Origin of the sequence: Streptomyces sp. NPDC001532 (assembly GCF_040298625.1) — a bacterium.
In the GTDB taxonomy this organism is placed as follows: domain Bacteria; phylum Actinomycetota; class Actinomycetes; order Streptomycetales; family Streptomycetaceae; genus Streptomyces.
This window is the reverse complement of record NZ_JBEPAL010000011.1, coordinates 125896-142945: the sequence shown is the minus strand read 5'-3', so window position 1 is coordinate 142945 and position 17050 is coordinate 125896. Positions and strand designations below refer to the sequence as shown.

Here is a 17050-nt window from a genome sequence, read left to right as displayed (position 1 = left end):
ACGGCCGCACGCGCCCCGCGGAGCGGGCGGTCGGCGCGGTTCCCCGGCAGCCTCAGTGGGGCGTCACGGCATCCTGTCGCCGAGCAGGGCCAGGTTCTCGATGGCGGCGAGGCCGTACAGCGCGGTGTCGTTGGTCGACACCCAGGTGGCCTCGCTGCCGGCGACCAGTGCCGTGGGGCCGCTGACCTTCTCGGTCTTCCACGGCGCGGACTCCTTGTAGCCGTCGGAGTTGTAGAACTTCTCCCAGGCCCGCTTGGCCAGCTTCTCGTCGCCGGTCTTGACGGCCGCGTAGGCGTCGAGGCGGGAGTGTCCCTGGAACAGGATCAGGCTGCCGAAGTTGGAGCCGTAGCGGGCGGCCTGTTCGGTCTTGCTGGCGTTGAAGTAGCGGCAGTAGTCGAAGTAGGCCTCGTTGAACTTCGGCATGTCGACGAGGTCGATGAGTTCGGCGCACAGCTCGTTGAGGCCGAAGACGGCCGACAGGTGCGAGACACCGACGACCGGCTTCTCGGCGACGGCGAACGTGCCGGTGTCGAGGTCGTACAGGCCGCTGCCCTGGACGAAGCCGTTGGGCTGGGCGGCGATGCCCTCCATCGTCGACAGCACGCGCGCCTTGGCCTTCTCCCACTTCGGGCCCTTGCGCTCCCACTCCGTCAGCCAGGCCGACACCAGGCCGCTCCAGTCCGTGCCGAAGCCGATCGACAGGGCGTGCCGGTCCGGGGTGTAGGTGTCGGTGCGCACCTTGCGCTGCGGGTCGAGGACGAGGAAGGTCTCGTCGGAGTCGACGTTGGCGTGCATGAGGTCGCCGACGCGTTCGTCCGCGGTGAGGAAGTAGTAGTAGCGGCGGTACGTGGTGTTGGCGATGCGCTGCTGCTTGGCGCTGTCGGCGTAGTGCTGGACGCCGTGCCGGGTCCCGAGGCCGGCCCACTTGCCGAGGTGGTAGACGTCGACCTCACCGGTGTGCCGGGTCATGGCCTCGGCGAAGCGGAAGATGTCCGCGCGGCCACTGCGCAGGTAGGCGTACCAGAGCCAGAGGTCCGGGGACAGTTCGGAGTTGTCCCAGGCGTAGCCGCCGATGTCGTACCGCCACTGGTGCCGGACGGTGTCGTAGGTGTGCATGATGTCGCCGTAGTCCCAGAAGCCGTACCACCGGCGCATCTCCACCTGGTCCTTGTAATAGGTGAAGAGGAAGTCGAGGTGGTCCTCGATCTTCGCCTTGGCCGGGGTGGACCGGTCGGGCTCGGCGTACAGGCCCTTGCCGAAGACGCCCGCCGTGATGAGCTGCTTGGGCGGGGCGGCGAGCTGCGGCAGCACGCGGACGGCCTCGACCTGCTCGGCGAGCCGGTCGGAGGCGGGGGTGGACTCGTTGGCCCAGAAGAGGAGTTCGGAGGTCCGGGCGATGCCGTAGGGGGTGCCGAAGCCGGGCTCGTAGTCCTCGTAGGTGATGTTGAGGCCTTCGAGCTGCTCGGGGTAGGTGTCCTGGCCCAGGCCGTCGTGGTAGAAGCGCAGGTCCATGGGCTGCGCCTCGGGAGACCAGAGCCAGATGGTGACCTCGGCCTCGTCGGTCTGGGCGTCGCGGATGTCGAGCTGGGCCGGGAACTTCTCCCAGAAGTCGCGCAGGCCGAAGGAGAGGCCGCCGCTGACCCCGCCGACGTAGCCGAAGCCGGAGGCGCGCCGGCCGCCGCCGGCGCCGATCCAGCCGTGGCCCTTCTTGGTGCGCTTGCGGACGCCGAAGCCGTCGGCGGAGAGCTGGGAGAGGGTGTAGTCGCCCCATTCGGGGATGTACTGCAGGCGGGTGGTGACGCGCTGGTCCCAGGTCGACGGGTCGGGCAGCTTCTGGCCCTCGAACTGCGCGGTCTGCACCGCCGCGCCGGGGTCGCGGCGCAGGCCGGTGATGCCCTTGACGGCTTCGCGGAGCATGCCGGTGCCCTCGCCGCCGATGCGGATGTGACGGTCGTAGGCGGCGTCGCGCATCGGGACGGTGAAGCGGACGCCGATGCCGCGGATGAAGTCGCCGCCGGCGCTGCCGGGCTCCTGGGTGCCGTCGTAGGTGATGGTGTGCACCATGCGGAAGGAGTCGGCGCCCGCGTAGAAGTAGAGGCGGATGGAGAACGGCAGCCAACTGCGGGTGCCCTTGCGGTGCTTGCCGTCGATGCGGACGACCGCGCGGACCGGTCCCTCCTGCTCGACCGTCACCTCGGAGATGGCGCTGTCGAAGCGCTCGTACTTGACCGTGCCCTGGTCGCCGTCCTCGATCTCCGGCTGGCGCAGCAGCACCAGGCGGCCGTTCTTGGCGATCTCGGTGGAGCCGCGGGTGACGGACTTGACCAGCGTGGACCCGGACTTGCCGATCTTCGCGGTGATCACGCCCGTGGAGATGTCGATGGTGCCGCCGCTCTTGTCGACGGTCACCTTCTTCTCGGGTGCGGCGGGCTCGCCGGCGGTCAGGGTGAGCTTGCCGGTGCCGGAGCTGACGGCGTGCGCGGTCCACTTCAGGGAGCCGTCGGGCCAGTAGGCGATCGGCCAGGACTGGACGGGGACGGCGGTGCCGCTCTCGTCGGTGAGCGCGAAGGTCTGGTCCTCCTGGTGGAGGCCCTTGGGCCAGGGGACACCGAGGGTGGAGCCGGGCGCGGCGCCGAGGCCGCCGTCCTCCAGCCAGTCCAGGGTCACCGGTTCCGCCTCGGCGTTCTCGGCTCCGGGCGCGGCCTGGGCGTCCTGCGCCCCGAGGGCCCAGCTGAACTGGGCGGCGGCTCCGGCGACGGCGGCCGCCTTGAGGATGGACCTGCGGGGGATGGGAGACATGAGAGGCCAGCCTTTCCTTCCGTACGGGTACGGGTTGCCAAGGGCATGACAGAAAGAGGTACGGCGCCCGGGGGCGCCGCCCTTGATGAGAGGGCACCGCGTCAGCGGTGCCGGTACCGCTCCTCCACCGCCACGGCGGCCGCCGCGACGGCCCCGAGGACGGGCACCGCCAGCGGCGGGACGATCCAGCCCGAGCAGGCGACGACGGCCAGACCGCCGACGAGCAGGAAGGACCCCACGGGATCCAGCACCGTCCGGCGGCCCGCCTCGGCGAGCAGCGAGCGCCAGGCCGCGCCCGGCGTCCAGGCCGCCGCCGCGCGCAGTCCGGCGACGGCGACGGCGATCAGCGCGAACAGTCCGACCGCCCCGACCAGCGGCCCGCCGGGCAGCCCGGCCCGCGCGGCCAGGACGTCCACCCAGACCGCGGCCGCCACCGCCCAGCCGGCCAGCCCGACGATCCAGCCACCGCGCAGGGCGGCCCGGAAGTCCCGCACGAACTCCCGGACCCCGCCGGCCGTATGAGAGGTACGACGGCGCAGATGGCGCGCCCCGGCCGCGAACGCGGCGGGATAGGTGACCAGCCCGAGGCAGGCCACGGCGATCCACACGCCGGTGAGCAGACACTCGGCGAAGACACCGAACCGCTCGCCGAGGATCGGCTCCTTGCGCCGGGAGCGGGCTTGTACGCGTGCTTGCGCCATGGTGACCGCCTCAGCCCTTCAGTCCGGACGTCGCCATGCCGTCGATGAGGTAGCGCTGGAAGGCCATGAAGAAGGCGATGACCGGCACCAGCGCCACCAGCGACATCGCGATCATGCTGCCGTAGTTGGAGATGCCCTCCTGGTCGCGGAACATCATCAGGCCCAGCGACACCGTGTACTTCTCGGGGGTGTTGAGGTAGATCAACGGCCCCATGAAGTCGTTCCAGGCGTTGATGAAGGTGAAGATGGCGCTGGTGATGATGGCGGGGCGGCTCAGCGGCAGCACGATGGCCCAGTAGGTCCGCAGGTGCCCGCAGCCGTCGAGCTTGGCGGCCTCGTCCAGCTCACGCGGCAGCCCGCGCATGAACTGCACCATCAGGAAGACGAAGAACGCCTCGGTGGCCAGGAACTTGCCCGCGACGAGCGGCACCAGGGTGTCGGTGAGTTCCAGGTTCCGGAAGAGCACGTACTGCGGGATGAGCAGCACGTGGTAGGGCAGCAGCAGGGTGCCGATCATCAGCGTGAAGAGCAGGTTCCGCCCGGCGAACCGGATCTTGGCGAAGGCGTAAGCGGTCAGCGAGCTGGAGAGCACGACCCCGGCGACGGCGAGGGCCGCGTACATCAGCGAGTTCCAGAAGAAGCTGCTGATGGAGATGCCGGAGATGCCGTCCGCGAGCCCGGAGAAGTTCGCCCAGACCGGCTCGGTGGGCAGCAGGTCGAGGCTGGCGATGATGTCCTTGCTCGGCTTGAACGAGGCACCGACGACCCAGATCACCGGGTACAGGACGACCGCGAGGACGGCGAGCGCGCCCACGTGCCAGGCGATCGCTCCGAAGCGCCGCCGTTCACCGTCGGCACGGACGACAGGAGTGGTGGCAGTGGTCACTTGGCGGCCTCCTCGTAGTGCACCCACTTCTTCTGGGACCAGAACAGCACCGCGGTGACGAGCGCCACCGCGACCACGAGCGTCCAGGCCATGGCGGAGGCGAAGCCCATCTGGGCTTCCTTGAAGCCCTTCTGATACAGGTAACAGGTGTAGACGAGCGTCGCGTCGGCCGGTCCGCACCGGGTGTCGGAGACGACGTACGCGGAGCCGAACACCTGGAACGCGTGGATGGACTCCAGCAGCACGTTGAAGAACAGCACCGGGGAGATCATCGGCAGCGTGATGTTCCAGAACCGCCTGAGCGGTCCGGCCCCGTCCACCTCGGCGGCCTCGTACAGCTCCTGCGGGACCTGCTTGAGGCCGGCCAGGAAGATGACCATCGGCGCGCCGAACTGCCAGATGCTCAGGGCCACAAGGGAGTAGAGGACGTAGTCCGGGTTGCCGATCCAGCCTCCGACGTCGAACCCGAAGACCTTCTGCGTACGGTCCACGACCGCGTCGTCCGAGAACAGCGCCCGCCACACGAAGCCCACGGAGACGCTGGCACCGATCAGCGAGGGCATGTAGAACGCGGCCCGGTACAGGCCCTGTCCGCGCCGCTTCTGCGCGAGCAGCAGCGCGACACCGAGGGCGAGCAGCAGCTTCAGCGGTGTGGCCACGACGACGTACTTCAGGGTGACCTCGACCGACTTCTGCCAGCGCGGGTCCTGGAACATCGTCGTGAAGTTGTCCAGCCCCACCCACTTCGGTGGCGTGAACAGGTTGTAGCTGGTGAACGCGTAGTACAGCGACGCGATCATCGGCCCCGCCGTGAGCAGCAGGAATCCCACGATCCACGGCGACATGAACAGATAGCCGGCGAGGTTCTCGCGGCGCCGCCCGCGCGGCCCCGCGGCGGGAGCGACGGACCGCTTCCCGGCCGGGCGCGCGGGCGCTTCCTTGACGAGCGTCATGGTGGTACGTCCCCTCAGCCCGCGAACGCGGCCTTGGCCTCGCTGAACAGCGCCTTCGCGGCGTCGGCCGGCTTGGTCTTGCCCTGGGCGACCTCACCGCCGAGACGCAGGAACGCCGCCTCGATGACATCGGCGCCGGACGGATGCGGAGTGATCTTCCCGAGCACGCCGGCCGCCGCGACCTCCTCCTCGTACGCCTTGACGCCCTTGTTGTTGTCGTCGGTGGGCGTGAACGCCTCGTACTGCTCGGTCGTGGGGAGGATGCCGCGGTCGTAGCCCATGATCTTGCCGACCTCGGGGTCGTGGACCATGAAGGAGATGAACTGCGCGACTTCCTTGGGGTGCTTGGTCCCGGAGAAGCCGCTCAGCATCAGCGAGCCGAGGTACTGGCCGGTGTCCTTGCCGTTGGTGGTGGGGATCGGCGCGAGCCCGTAGTCCGACTCTCCCTCACCCTCGTAACGGATGGAGAAGTTGTCCCAGGTGAACTCGGACGCGGCGAGGCCCGCCGACAGACCGGACTTGGGCGCGACCTGCTCGATCTTCTTGGGGTCGGCGACGAGCCCGGAGCGCACGCGCTTGTAGCCGTCCTCCCACCACTGCGTCAGATCGTCCTGGGTGAAGCCGAGATCGGAGTCGGTGAAGAAGGCCTTGCCGTTCTGGCGCAGGTAGAGGTCGTACAGGTACATGATGCCGAAGTAGCCGGTGTCACCGGAGATCTTCAGCTTGTCCTGGATCTTCTGGAGCGCGTCGAAGTAGTCGTCCCAGGTCCAGCCCATCTTCGCCTCGACGCCCGCCTTCTTGAAGGCCTTGAGGTCGATGACGAGCGCCATCGTGTTGGCGCCGACGGGAACACCGAGCTGCTTGCCGTCGACCTGACCGTTCGCCAGAACACCGTTGCGGAAGTTCTCGAGGTCCAGATTCCCGGCGTCCGCCTGGGTCTTGAGATCCATCAGAACGCCGCGCTGGTCGTACTTGCGCAGGAACCCGACCGCATTCTGGAAAACGTCCGGCGGATTTCCACCGGAGGCCTGCGTCTGGAACTTCTCCCAGAACGCGGCGTAGTCGGTGAATTCCGGCTTGATCTTGATCTTCGGGTACTTCTTCTCGAAGACCGCGATCGCCTTCTTCATGGCAATGGTGCGCGGCTCGCCACCCCACCATGCGTAACGGAGGGTCACGGTCCCGTCCGCGGAGACACCGTCGTCGCCGCCGCAGCCGGTCGTCGCGCCGAGCCCGAGCGTGGCCGCCGAGGCTCCCGCCACCTTGAGGATCGTGCGCCTCTCCAGATTTCTGCCTGCCACCGTCAGACCCCTCCCCGCGGCGTCCTTGCCGCTGCATGAATCGTTTCAAGTAAGCGCTTGCTGGCACAAGGTACGAAGGGCTTCGGGGTGCGTCAATGATTCGGACAGGAATTTCTCCCAGCCGAGATCCGCCGACGGCCGGAAGACCCTCCGCAGCCGATGGACAGCACAGGACGACACCGCAGGTGGGAGCGGGCGCGACCGACCCCTCGAACAGAATGTGGCCCGCCGGGCGAAGGCACCGCCCGGCCGAAACTCATCGCAAGGCGGGGACATGACAGGCATACCCGCGCCGGCGGCCCGACGGCGGACACAACGACGGCGACCCGTCCGCGTTGTCGCAGACGGGCCGCCGTATCCGGGTGGGCGATACTGGGTTCGAACCAGTGACCTCTTCGGTGTGAACGAAGCGCTCTCCCACTGAGCTAATCGCCCGGGCGCAGGAAGAACATTACCCCATGTCAGGGGGTACCTGTGACCAGCCCCGTCCCACCTGGCGCCCCCGGCCGCGGATCACTGGTCCTTGATCTTCCACGGCATGACGAGACCGAACTTCCACAGGTAGATCCCGGCCAGCACCGCCACGATCACCAGGCCGGTCACGGTCAGGATGATGTTGCGCCGCCGCACCCTGGGATCCAGGGCGCGCTGGGCCGCCTCGGTGACCTTGCGCTTGGTCCAGCGCAGCACCAGCTGGGCCCAGACGAACTCGGTCGCCCAGATCGCCATCCCGCCGAAGATCACGACCCAGCCCGGCCCGGGCAGCGGCAGCATGACGATGCCGGCGCCCACCACCGCCAGGCCCACGATGAAGACGCCGACCTGCCAGCTCAGGTGCAGCACCCGGCGCGCCTTGATGAATTCCGGCGCCCGGGAGCCGAGTCCCCGCTCGCTCTGCACCCGCCTCGTTCCCGTCTCGTCCGTCATAGCCATGGCGACGTCGCCAGACTCGTTACTCCCCGTATTCATACGGCCAAACCCTACCGGACCGAAACCAGTCACCGAAATGGGCGCACCGGGCGAACTGGATCTCGGCCGGAAGAGTTACGTAAACACACGCAAAACCCTCAGAGGGGTTTACAACGGCACCGTAGGTGGCATGTCGATTTCGCCGACGTGCGAATCCCCGAGCGCACACTGAGCGAAAGGCCCTGGCGCTTATGAACACCACGGTCAGCTGCGAGCTGCACCTGCGCCTCGTTGTGTCGAGCGAGTCCTCCCTGCCTGTCCCCGCAGGCCTGCGGTACGACACGGCCGACCCCTACGCCGTGCACGCCACCTTCCACACCGGAGCCGAGGAGACCGTCGAGTGGGTGTTCGCCCGCGACCTCCTCGCCGAGGGCCTGCACCGGCCCACGGGTACCGGCGACGTCCGCGTCTGGCCGTCGCGCAGCCATGGTCAGGGCGTGGTGTGCATCGCCCTGAGCTCCCCGGAGGGGGAAGCACTGCTCGAAGCCCCTGCGCGGGCCCTGGAGTCCTTCCTGAAGCGGACGGACGCCGCCGTGCCCCCCGGCACGGAACACCGGCACTTCGACCTGGATCAGGAGCTCTCTCACATCCTGGCGGAGAGCTAGACGCGAGATCCCTCAGAGCCGCCCGGCGCCGTCCACTCGGGGAGACGGCTCGGGCCCGGACAACCGCATACGGCACATCACCGGCGTCGCTCCCGCAGCCAGCGGGGAGCGGCGCCGGTGTGCGTTCTTGCGGCACGGAGGAGGTGACTGTGCGTGACGATGGCCTGAGAGTGCTGTTCACCCCGTGTGTAAGCGGCGTCACGTGAGGTCAGGGTGACTCGTCCCGCGGTGAGGCCTCGTGGCCGGCGCACGCCGGTGCATATGCCTCGTGGCCGAGACCCGGCCGGTCCCACGAAAAACCGGTCCTGGCCGGGAACACCGCAGGCCACAGCCCCGTTGTACCGGCATCCACGGGTGGGCGCGGGCAAGGGGCTCCTGGGGAGCCATTACCATCGGCCAGCATCGACGGGCGTCCGCCCGACCCCCAGGCCAGGGAGCGAAATGTGCTGATCACCCACGATGCCCGGTGCGCGCTCGACACCGTGGTGGATCTGGTGAACACCGCACCGGAGGACGACACGACACCCGACGGGCTGCCGGATGTCGCGGCCCTCGACGAGTTCGTCCGCGGGCACAAGATCAGCGATGTCGGCGTGCTCTCGGAGTTCGACCTCTCGGCCGTGCGGAAGATACGCGGCCGGTTCGCCGGGATCTTCGCGGCCCCGGACGCCCGGGCCGCCGCCGTGATGATCAACGAGTTGGTCGCCGCCGCGGGCACCACGCCCCGCCTGACCGACCACGACGGCTACGACTGGCATGTCCACTACTTCGCTCCCGGTGCCTCCGTGGCGGATCATCTGGCGGCCGACTGCGGGATGGCGCTGGCGTTCTTCGTGGTCGCCGGGGAGCAGGAACGGCTGCGGCGCTGCGAGGCGCCGGACTGCCGGCGCGCCTTCGTCGACCTCTCCCGCAACCGGTCCCGGCGGTACTGCGACAGCCGGACCTGCGGCAACCGCCTGCACGTGGCCGCCTACCGCGCCCGCCGCAAGGAGGCGGCCGGCTGACGACCGGGCCGGACGCCGATGCCGTCGCGGCCCCCGGCGGGTGGCGCCGGGGACCCCGGGTACGGCTCACAGCAGCAGCAGATCGTGCAGCGCAGCCATGAGCAGCAGACACCCGATCACCGCAAGGAAGATCATCAGCGGTGGCTGGGAAAGGGCGAAGAGACATCCGCGCGGTTCGTCCTGAGGCGGCGCGGCATCGCTCTGTGTCGTGTCCAGCATCTCCCGGTGATGATGGCGCAGAAGAGTCTGGCGACTCGCGCCGCTCCCCCGCCGAACGGGTGACGTGATCCGATCCGGTGCCTGGTGCGCGGCCCACTCTCTACACTTCGCGCGCGCCTGGGCCCCGCACCCCCGCGAACCCCCTGTGACGTTTCACCGCGCTAGGCGGCCGTCATATGCCGTGCTTCTTCAGGATGGCCTCGATGTCGCTGAAGTCGTCCCCGTCGGTGCGGGCCGCCGACTGCCCGCGGGACGCCGCCGGCCCGGAGGCCCGGCCGAGCGAGGGCGCGGACGGCTGCGGGGCCACCGGCCCCGGCTGGGCCGCCGCCGCTGCCGCCTTGCGGTCCCGTCGGCCGCCGCCGCGTCGGCGCTCCACGGCGCGGGTGCCCATGAACAGCAGCCAGGCGGCACCGAGCACACCGAAGCCGGCCCAGGCGGTGGGACTGAAGGCGGTGTCGGCCGCCCACTCGACGGCTCCGGTCATCACCAGCCCGATGGGCACGAGGGAGTAGGCGGCGATCCGCGCGGCCGCGAGGAAGCGCCTGCGGTACGCAGTGATCACCGCGATGCCCAGGCCGGCCGCGGAGACGGCGGAACAGACGGTCTCGGCAATCATCCGGTCCTCCAGCTGGGCTCGTCGGCGGGAGCGCTTCGCCCCTCTCCATCCTGCACCGCCCGGCCCCCACCGGGCCATGCTCCCGGGCGGACATCAGGGACATCTCCGGGTCCGCCCCTCCTCGGGCATGGAGGCGAGCGGCGTCTCAGGGTGGCGTAGGGGCCGCTGTAGGTCCCGGTTGGGCCGGGCGGTGGCGGGCTGGGAGACTGGCACCATGAGCGACACCTCCCCCGCCCTTCCGGCCCCTGTTCTCGACGTCTGGTGCGAACTCCAGTGCCCGGACTGCCGTAGCGCCCTGGACGATCTGCGCGCGCTGCGCGCCCGTTACGGCGACCGGCTGGAGCTGCGGCTGCGGCACTTCCCGCTGGAGAAGCACAAGCACGCCTTCGCCGCCGCCCAGGCCGCCGAGGAGGCCGTGGAGCAGGGCAAGGGATGGGAGTACGTCGAGGCGGTGCTCGGCCGGGTCGAGCAGCTGGACCGCGCGGGCGAGTCCTTCCTCGTCGAGGTGGCGGGCGAACTCGGCCTGGACGCCGAGGAGTTCGACACCGCTCTGATCGACGGCCGGCACATCCTGATCGTGGACGCCGACCAGGCCGAGGGCAAGGCGATCGGCGTCACCGGCACCCCGACCTACGTCATCGGCGGCGAACGCCTCGACGGCGGCAAGAGCCAGGAAGGCCTGCGCGAGCGCATCGAGGAGATCGCGGACCGGCTGCTCGCCGAGCGGCAGGCCTGACCGCTGCGGCAGCGCTACAACAGCGCTACAGCAGCGGCTTCTGCACGGCGTACCGCGTCGTCCGGTAGCCGAGCGAGTCGTAGAGCCGTTCGGCCGGGGTGTTCCCGGCGAACACGTTCAGGCCGAGGACGCGCCGGCCGGCGGAGATCGCCTGGGTCTCCGCCAGCAGCATGAGGGTGCGGCCGTGGCCGCGGCCCCGGTGCCCCGGGTCGACCTCGACGTCGAAGACGAACGCGCTGTCCTCGTGGAGGGCCACCCAGAGCGTGCCCGCCCGGTCGCCCTCGTGCTCCAGGACGCTGAACAGCATGTTCTCGGTGGCCAGGCCACGCGGCAGGAGCTGCTCGTGGTCACGCCGCGCCTTGGCGTAGGCGGCGGCCTCGGGCACGCCCCGCTCGATCCAGGTGCGCGCGTACTGCTCCGACTCGTGCGCGTGCCACGCGTCGAACTCGGCCTCCGTCATCCGACGGCCCCGGCTGCCGGCGGGCAGTGACGGCGGGGTGTCGCCGAGCCGCTTCTCCATGCCGCGATTGCGGACGGTGTAGCCGAGCGCCTGGGCGAGCCGCAGAGCGGGCTCCGCGTCCGCCGGGACGGTCGTCTCGATCTGGGTGCAGCCCCAGCCGCGCGCCACCTCCTCGGCCGCGAGCATGGCGATCGTGCCCCGGCCGCGTCTGCGGTCGGGTTCCTCGATGCGCAGCCGGTGCACGCGCGCCACCGAGTCGCCGAAGGCGGCGGAGGTGCCGAGGTGGATGACGCCGACGGGCCGGCTGTTCACGCACACCTGGTAGTGGCGTGAACGCGTCCCGTCGGCGTGGTGCTGGAGCGGCTCGGACGGCCGCAGGGTCGTGGTCATCACCGGAGTTTCTACCCGCGCCGGAGCCCCGGGTCAGCCGAATATCCAGGACTGCCCGGGAGATCTCCGGGTCTGACCCGCGGGACGGTCAGGGGTCGAGGTCGTCGCCGGCGCGCTCGTCGAAGATCCGCATGGCCTTCGCGGTCACCGGGCCCGGCGCGCCGGGCAGTTCGCGGTCGTCGACGCGGTGCACGGCCTGGACGTCGCGCAGGGTCGAGGTGAGGAAGACCTCGTCGGCCCGCTCCAGGACGTCCAGCGGGAGGTCGGTCTCCTTGGCGCCGGTCCACTCGACGGTCAGCGCGCGGGTGATGCCGGCGAGGCAGCCCGAGGCGACCGGCGGGGTGTGGACCTCACCGTCGAGGACGACGAAGACGTTCGACCCGGTACCCTCGCAGAGCTGTCCGACGGTGTTGGCGAACAGCGCCTCGGAGGCGCCGTGTTCATGGGCGCGGGCGAGGGCGACCACGTTCTCGGCGTACGAGGTGGTCTTCAGTCCGGTGAGCGCGCCGCGTTCGTTGCGGGTCCACGGGACGGTGATCACAGCCGTGGAGTCGGGGCGGCGGGTGGTCTCACCGAGCGCGACGACCAGGGTCGGGCCGTGCTCGCCTCGGTCGGAGCCGAGCGGGCCGTGGCCGCCGGTGTAGGTGATCCGCAGCCGGCCGAGCGGCATCGGGTTGGCCTCCAGGACGGCCGCGCAGCCGCGCCGGACCTCGTCGAGGTCCGGGTCGGGCAGGCCGAGGCCGCGGGCCGAGCGGGTCAGCCGGTCGAGATGGCGGGTGAGCGCGAAGGGCCGGCCGTCCACCGCCTTCACCGTCTCGAAGATGCCGTCGCCCACGGTCAGCCCGTGGTCGAAGACGGACACGCGGGCGGACTCGATGTCCTGCAACCCGCCGTCGAGCCAGATCTTCACGTCAGTACCTCTCCACTCACCTCGTACGCTCCCGACGCTACCGCGAGCAGCCGGGCGGCCTTCAGCTCGGTCTCCCGCCACTCCCCCTCGGGGTCCGAACCCCAGGTGATGCCGGCCCCGGTGCCGAACCGCAGCGCGCCCTCCGCCCGGTCGATCCAGAAGGTGCGGATGCCCACGGCCAGCTCGCCGACGCCCCGGTCGGCGTCGACCCAGCCGACACCGCCGCAGTACGGGCCGCGCGGGGCCGTCTCCAGGGCGTCGATGATCCGCAGGGCGCTGGACTTGGGGGCGCCGGTGACCGAACCGGGCGGGAAGGCGGCGGCCAGCAGCTCCGGCCAGCCGGCGCCGGCCCGCAGCTCGCCGCGCACGGTGGAGACCAGGTGCACCAGTCCGGGATGCTTCTCCACCGCGCACAGGTCGGGGACCGTGACGCTGCCGGTGGCGCAGACCCGTCCGATGTCGTTGCGGACCAGGTCCACGATCATCACGTTCTCGGCGTAGTCCTTCTCCAGCAGGTCCGCCTCGGTGCGGCCGGTGCCCTTGATCGGTCCGGACTCGACGGTCCGGCCCTCCCGGCGCAGGAACAGCTCGGGAGAGGCGGTGGCTATCTCCACGCCGTACTCCGGCAGCCGGATCGTTCCTGCGTACGGCGCGGGGTTGCCGCGGGCCAGCAGCGCGGTCAGGGCGTCCACATCGGCGCCGGGCGCGATCGGCGCGGAGAGCACCCGGCAGAGGTTCGCCTGGTAGACCTCGCCGGCCGCGATGTGCTCACGGATCCGCCGTACGCCCGCCGTGTACGCGGCACGGTCCAGCGAGGACGTCCAGTCCTCCGCCGCCGGTCCCCGCCAGGCGCCCGGCACCGGGGCCGGCACCGGCTCCTCGCGGACGTCCGCGAAGCGGGCGCAGGTCAGACGGCCCTCGAAGTCCGCGGCGACGGCCCAGAAGCCGGTGGAGTCCAGGGCCTCGGGATCACTGGTGACGTCGAGGAGGCCGGTGGCGAGGCGGTCGCCGAAGCGGGCGAGAGGAGCGAGGTCGAGCACGCTGTCGAGTCTATGGCGGGTGACCTGCGGGTGGTCCCGGCATGTCCCCGCGCGACGCCTCGGCCGGGTCGTCCGCCGGGCGCACCGCAGCACGCTGCACAAACGCGTTTTTGTGCTGGCCCGGGAATCCGCTAGAGTTCAACACGTCGCCGGGACGCGGAAGCGCCCCGAAACGACAGGCGGACGTAGCTCAGTTGGTAGAGCGCAACCTTGCCAAGGTTGAGGTCGCGAGTTCGAACCTCGTCGTCCGCTCGAAGGAAGAAGGGGTCTTCCCGATCCCCTACACTCCTGGTGGAGTGGCCGAGAGGCGAGGCAACGGCCTGCAAAGCCGTCTACACGGGTTCAAATCCCGTCTCCACCTCCAAGGACGATTAGCTCAGCGGGAGAGCGCTTCCCTGACACGGAAGAGGTCACTGGTTCAATCCCAGTATCGTCCACTGGATCTTCGGATCCTCCCGCGCGATTAGCTCAGCGGGAGAGCGCTTCCCTGACACGGAAGAGGTCACTGGTTCAATCCCAGTATCGCGCACGCAGTGCCCATGATCGATCACAGATGGTGATGCGGAACGATCGTGGTCCCGAGGACGATTAGCTCAGCGGGAGAGCGCTTCCCTGACACGGAAGAGGTCACTGGTTCAATCCCAGTATCGTCCACCACCCGGAGCCCCCGGCCGTCTCGAACGGCCGGGGGCTTCGTCGTGCCGGGCGCCTCAGCTGGAGAAGAGCATGCGCCCGAAGCTCTTGTGGCGCTGGTGGCCGTAGTGACCGTGGCCGCCGTGCGGGGCGCCCCAGGCGGGGGCGGCGGGCTGGGCGGGGTAGGCCTGCGGGGCGGGCGGGGCCGGCGGAGCGGGCTGGGCCCACTGTGACTCCAGGCGGGTCAGGGCTTCCAGCTCGCCGTAGTCCAGGAAGATTCCCCGGCAGTTGCTGCACTGCTCGATCTGGACGCCGTTGCGGTTGTAGGTGTGCATGGGGGCGTGGCACTTCGGACACTGCATGCTCGGCTCAACTCCTCGCCGGTAGATCCTGTTTCCCGTGTCGCCAGCACAGACTCTGTCCGGCTGCGGTCGGTTGCACCCTACTTCGCGAAGTTTCACGCCAAGTCCGCGGGGAGGGCGGCCATTCGCTCACAGGCGTCCACGAGGCACCGCTCGACCTCGTCCAGCGGGCGCCCGCCGGCCGCGAGCGCCTTGGTGACCGCCTGGGCGGCGGACTGGACGGTCAGGGCACGGGCCGCGACGTCCAGGGCGGGCCACGGGTCGCCGGCCGCGGGGACCGCCGGGCCGCCGGCGGCACGGTAGGCAGTCAGGAAGCGGGTCCACTCGTCGGGCGGGAGCAGCCCGCAGGCGTACCAGGCGGCGGGGCGGGCGAGGTCCCAGGCCGGCACGCCCACGCCCAGGTCGTCCACGTCGATCAGCAGCCACCGGCCGTCCGGGGCCGGATGACGGACCAGCTGGCCGAGGTGGAGGTCTCCGTGGCAGACGGTGGTGGTGTCCGGCATCGGCGCCTCGGCGCGGGCCCAGGCGGGAAGGGTGGACCAGGCTCGCAGGACGGTGGGCGTGGCGGGGTGCGGGCCGGCCTGCTCGAGGCGGTCCACCGCGCGGGCGGCCTTCGCCGGGCCACGCATGGGCGGCAGCTCGGTCGACGGCGGGGCGGGAGCGCGGTGGAGCAGCGCGAGGAGCGTGCCCGCGGCCTCCCAGGGGGCGGCGTCCGGGTGGTCGGGGTCCACGGGTGTGCCGTAGGGCCACAGGGTGACCGGGCGGCCGTGCAGGGTCACCGGGGACGGGTCGAGCGGGGGCAGCAGGACGCCGGGCAGGTGCGCGGCCGTGGCCAGGCGGGCGGCCAGGTGCTGCTCGTCCGTGCCGGGGGCATGGGCCTTGGCGACGGTGTCCGCGTGGCGTACGACGGTCGCGTCGTCCCGGTCGGCGAGCGTGCGGACGCCTCCGGCACGGCACACGCAGGCCCCCTGCCGGGGGTGCGCGACGGCACGCGCCTTGGCGGTCAGGGCGGCGAGCAGCGGAGCGGGGGGCGGCGTCGTCGGCGGTGTCGGCGCGGTCGTCGTCATGGGTCCCTTGGGGTGGGGGTGTTGTGGGTGAGGGTATGTCGGGGCGGGGCGGGGGCCCAGGAGTGGGGGGTGAGGGTGGCTGGGTTCGTTGGGCGAGCGGGGCGGTGGTGCGGCGCCGGCGGAGAGGAGAGGAGAGGAGAGGAGAGGAGAGAGGCGTAGCGGGGCGGACGCGCGGTGCGGGGTGGCGGCTGTGCCGGGTTGGCGAGGCTGCCTCGGCAGGGTGAGGTGCGCCAGGCCTCGTGGTGCCGCTTCGCCGGTTGAGCGAGGGGGACGGGTGGCAGCCGTGCAGGTCTGAGCAGGGCGTCGGTGCACCTCCGCGAGTGGACGTGCAGGGAGGGGGCCGTCGCCCGAGACGGGCGAGTGCGCGGGACAGGGACGTGGGTGCCGGGACGGGCTCGCCGGGGACGCGCCGGACGGGCGGCACCTGCGTACGGCCGCGCACGACAGCGACGCCTTTCCGCCGAACGGACATGCGGAGCCGGGGCGGCTGAGCCAGTCGGTTAGCAGGGTGGATGCGCCGGCCTGGGGGACGCATCGGGCGGCGGGGCTCGCCGGGGACGCATCGGACAGGGCGTAGGCCTCGCGGTGTCCTGGCCACGATGGGCCGGCAGGTTCACCCCGAACGCCCCGGAGAAGAGCACGTGGCGAGGCTTGGCGCGGACGCGTCGGGCGAGGGCTTGGGGTCGTGAGGTGGGGACGTGGCGGCCGGGGGCCCGGGGGCGCTCGGTGTGGAGGAAGAGCAATGCCGGCGCAGCTCCCCAGCTGCGCCGGCATTTTTGCCGTCCGCCGCACCCCCGTCCCCACGGGGTTATGGGTGGATGTCCCCGCCCGGACCGCTCTTCCGGGCCTGGGGTCGCCGCTCAGCGCCCCAGCATCACTCCCACGGACGACGCCTGTGTGGCCACTGTCTCCCAGCCGTCGAAGACGACGAGGAGCAGGACCGCCAGAGGAAGGGCCATGGCCGTGGCCACCAGCGGGTGGCGGCGGCCCGTGCGGCGCGGGCGGAACGCGGCGCCGTAGGCCTTGCGTCCCGTGCGGATCAGTGTCCGCGATGCCGTGTGGGCCATGGTCCCTCTCCTGACCTGCTCAGTTGTTGTGGCAGCGGCGGGTGTCTGACCTCGGGGGACGAGTGCTGCACCCGCCGCTTGTCCTCAAATCTAGGCGTGGGAGGCGCGCGGGACGTCATGCCCTCGTACCGATTGCCTGGCCTCCCGGAGGATGAGCCATGAGCTGCCGAGTACTCCCCTGGGTGGAGAGCGGGTCCTACGTCTCGGGGTCTTCCCGGAGGGGACGCCCGGTGTGTCCCTGCTTTTCCGAGCCGTCCCCCTCGATCACCCGGTGACTTCGATCACGTCGGGTGGGCGGGGGCGCGAGGGTGTCGCCGGTGGGGTGGCGGTCG

At 70.8% G+C, this 17050-nt stretch carries 17 protein-coding genes and 6 tRNA genes; 8 read left to right on the top strand and 15 right to left on the bottom strand.

Annotation, left to right across the window (positions count from 1 at the left end; genetic code table 11):
* Positions 1-63: 63 nt before the first annotated feature.
* From ABT232_RS13700 to ABT232_RS13670, 7 genes are all read right to left on the bottom strand, one after another.
* The gene (locus ABT232_RS13700; RefSeq protein WP_351839813.1) at positions 64-2799 is read right to left on the bottom strand and encodes an exo-rhamnogalacturonan lyase family protein; all 2736 of its coding nucleotides are present in this window, start codon (positions 2797-2799) and stop codon (positions 64-66) included.
* A gap of 101 nt (positions 2800-2900) precedes the next feature.
* On the bottom strand, positions 2901-3500 hold the full coding sequence (locus ABT232_RS13695) for a hypothetical protein (protein ID WP_351839811.1): 600 nt from the start codon (positions 3498-3500) through the stop codon (positions 2901-2903).
* 10 nt (positions 3501-3510) lie between these two features.
* Positions 3511-4386 (bottom strand): carbohydrate ABC transporter permease, encoded by an 876-nt coding sequence (locus ABT232_RS13690; protein WP_351839809.1) that lies wholly within the window; start codon positions 4384-4386, stop codon positions 3511-3513.
* Positions 4383-5339, bottom strand: a complete 957-nt coding sequence (locus ABT232_RS13685; protein WP_351839808.1) for a carbohydrate ABC transporter permease — start codon at positions 5337-5339, stop codon at positions 4383-4385. Before ABT232_RS13685 ends, ABT232_RS13690 begins: the two co-directional genes overlap by 4 nt.
* Before the next feature lie 14 nt (positions 5340-5353).
* Positions 5354-6517 (bottom strand): extracellular solute-binding protein, encoded by a 1164-nt coding sequence (locus ABT232_RS13680; protein ID WP_351839898.1) that lies wholly within the window; start codon positions 6515-6517, stop codon positions 5354-5356.
* 486 nt (positions 6518-7003) lie between these two features.
* Positions 7004-7075: transfer RNA gene (locus ABT232_RS13675), tRNA-Val, on the bottom strand.
* A 78-nt stretch (positions 7076-7153) separates the two neighbouring features.
* The gene (locus tag ABT232_RS13670; protein WP_351839806.1) at positions 7154-7609 is read right to left on the bottom strand and encodes a TIGR02611 family protein; all 456 of its coding nucleotides are present in this window, start codon (positions 7607-7609) and stop codon (positions 7154-7156) included.
* A gap of 191 nt (positions 7610-7800) precedes the next feature.
* Between ABT232_RS13670 and ABT232_RS13665 the strand changes: the two genes are divergently transcribed.
* The gene (locus ABT232_RS13665) at positions 7801-8214 is read left to right on the top strand and encodes an SsgA family sporulation/cell division regulator (RefSeq protein WP_004002642.1); all 414 of its coding nucleotides are present in this window, start codon (positions 7801-7803) and stop codon (positions 8212-8214) included.
* A 443-nt stretch (positions 8215-8657) separates the two neighbouring features.
* Positions 8658-9218: a CGNR zinc finger domain-containing protein gene (locus tag ABT232_RS13660; protein WP_351839804.1), complete on the top strand. Its 561-nt coding sequence runs from the start codon at positions 8658-8660 to the stop codon at positions 9216-9218.
* Between the two features lie 66 nt (positions 9219-9284).
* Here the strand turns inward: ABT232_RS13660 and ABT232_RS13655 are convergent, their stop codons facing one another.
* Together ABT232_RS13655 and ABT232_RS13650 are read right to left on the bottom strand one after the other, a co-directional pair.
* Complete coding sequence (locus ABT232_RS13655) at positions 9285-9437, bottom strand: hypothetical protein (RefSeq protein WP_020138043.1); 153 nt, start codon at positions 9435-9437, stop codon at positions 9285-9287.
* 172 nt (positions 9438-9609) lie between these two features.
* Positions 9610-10053: a hypothetical protein gene (locus tag ABT232_RS13650; protein WP_351839802.1), complete on the bottom strand. Its 444-nt coding sequence runs from the start codon at positions 10051-10053 to the stop codon at positions 9610-9612.
* A gap of 214 nt (positions 10054-10267) precedes the next feature.
* Between ABT232_RS13650 and ABT232_RS13645 the strand changes: the two genes are divergently transcribed.
* Complete coding sequence (locus ABT232_RS13645; protein ID WP_351839800.1) at positions 10268-10789, top strand: DsbA family protein; 522 nt, start codon at positions 10268-10270, stop codon at positions 10787-10789.
* 25 nt (positions 10790-10814) lie between these two features.
* Here the strand turns inward: ABT232_RS13645 and ABT232_RS13640 are convergent, their stop codons facing one another.
* The 3 genes from ABT232_RS13640 to ABT232_RS13630 all read right to left on the bottom strand — a co-directional run bounded on the left by ABT232_RS13640 (position 10815) and on the right by ABT232_RS13630 (position 13589).
* Positions 10815-11639 (bottom strand): GNAT family N-acetyltransferase, encoded by an 825-nt coding sequence (locus ABT232_RS13640; RefSeq protein WP_351839798.1) that lies wholly within the window; start codon positions 11637-11639, stop codon positions 10815-10817.
* Between the two features lie 88 nt (positions 11640-11727).
* Entirely contained in the window at positions 11728-12549 is an 822-nt protein-coding gene (locus ABT232_RS13635) for an aminotransferase class IV (protein WP_351839797.1), read from the bottom strand.
* Positions 12546-13589: a chorismate-binding protein gene (locus tag ABT232_RS13630; RefSeq protein ID WP_351839795.1), complete on the bottom strand. Its 1044-nt coding sequence runs from the start codon at positions 13587-13589 to the stop codon at positions 12546-12548. The genes ABT232_RS13635 and ABT232_RS13630 overlap by 4 nt, the downstream gene beginning before the upstream one ends.
* A 179-nt stretch (positions 13590-13768) precedes the next feature.
* On the opposite strand from ABT232_RS13630, the gene ABT232_RS13625 reads away from it, so the two are divergent.
* From ABT232_RS13625 to ABT232_RS13605, 5 genes are all read left to right on the top strand, one after another.
* Positions 13769-13841: transfer RNA gene (locus ABT232_RS13625), tRNA-Gly, on the top strand.
* Between the two features lie 38 nt (positions 13842-13879).
* A tRNA-Cys gene (locus tag ABT232_RS13620) sits at positions 13880-13953 on the top strand.
* A 1-nt stretch (position 13954) separates the two neighbouring features.
* Positions 13955-14026, top strand: a tRNA-Val gene (locus tag ABT232_RS13615).
* 20 nt (positions 14027-14046) lie between these two features.
* Positions 14047-14118 (top strand) — tRNA-Val (locus tag ABT232_RS13610).
* Between the two features lie 53 nt (positions 14119-14171).
* Positions 14172-14246: transfer RNA gene (locus ABT232_RS13605), tRNA-Val, on the top strand.
* Positions 14247-14299: 53 nt separating this feature from the next.
* Here ABT232_RS13605 and ABT232_RS13600 read toward each other — a convergent pair.
* From ABT232_RS13600 to ABT232_RS13590, 3 genes are all read right to left on the bottom strand, one after another.
* Entirely contained in the window at positions 14300-14584 is a 285-nt protein-coding gene (locus ABT232_RS13600; protein ID WP_351839794.1) for a TFIIB-type zinc ribbon-containing protein, read from the bottom strand.
* 95 nt (positions 14585-14679) lie between these two features.
* Positions 14680-15651 (bottom strand): phosphotransferase family protein, encoded by a 972-nt coding sequence (locus ABT232_RS13595; RefSeq protein WP_351839792.1) that lies wholly within the window; start codon positions 15649-15651, stop codon positions 14680-14682.
* An 860-nt stretch (positions 15652-16511) separates the two neighbouring features.
* Positions 16512-16718, bottom strand: coding sequence for a hypothetical protein (locus ABT232_RS13590; RefSeq protein ID WP_351839790.1), 207 nt, complete (start codon positions 16716-16718; stop codon positions 16512-16514).
* Positions 16719-17050 lie beyond the last annotated feature (332 nt).

Coding starts and splice junctions, on each gene's coding strand:
- ABT232_RS13700 (WP_351839813.1), bottom strand. CDS start 2,799: ATGTCTCCCATCCCCCGCAGGTCCATCCTCAAGGCGGCCGCCGTCGCC.
- ABT232_RS13695 (WP_351839811.1), bottom strand. CDS start 3,500: ATGGCGCAAGCACGCGTACAAGCCCGCTCCCGGCGCAAGGAGCCGATC.
- ABT232_RS13685 (WP_351839808.1), bottom strand. CDS start 5,339: ATGACGCTCGTCAAGGAAGCGCCCGCGCGCCCGGCCGGGAAGCGGTCC.
- ABT232_RS13670 (WP_351839806.1), bottom strand. CDS start 7,609: ATGAATACGGGGAGTAACGAGTCTGGCGACGTCGCCATGGCTATGACG.
- ABT232_RS13665 (WP_004002642.1), top strand. CDS start 7,801: ATGAACACCACGGTCAGCTGCGAGCTGCACCTGCGCCTCGTTGTGTCG.
- ABT232_RS13655 (WP_020138043.1), bottom strand. CDS start 9,437: ATGCTGGACACGACACAGAGCGATGCCGCGCCGCCTCAGGACGAACCG.
- ABT232_RS13650 (WP_351839802.1), bottom strand. CDS start 10,053: ATGATTGCCGAGACCGTCTGTTCCGCCGTCTCCGCGGCCGGCCTGGGC.
- ABT232_RS13645 (WP_351839800.1), top strand. CDS start 10,268: ATGAGCGACACCTCCCCCGCCCTTCCGGCCCCTGTTCTCGACGTCTGG.
- ABT232_RS13640 (WP_351839798.1), bottom strand. CDS start 11,639: ATGACCACGACCCTGCGGCCGTCCGAGCCGCTCCAGCACCACGCCGAC.
- ABT232_RS13600 (WP_351839794.1), bottom strand. CDS start 14,584: ATGCAGTGTCCGAAGTGCCACGCCCCCATGCACACCTACAACCGCAAC.
- ABT232_RS13595 (WP_351839792.1), bottom strand. CDS start 15,651: ATGACGACGACCGCGCCGACACCGCCGACGACGCCGCCCCCCGCTCCG.
- ABT232_RS13590 (WP_351839790.1), bottom strand. CDS start 16,718: ATGGCCCACACGGCATCGCGGACACTGATCCGCACGGGACGCAAGGCC.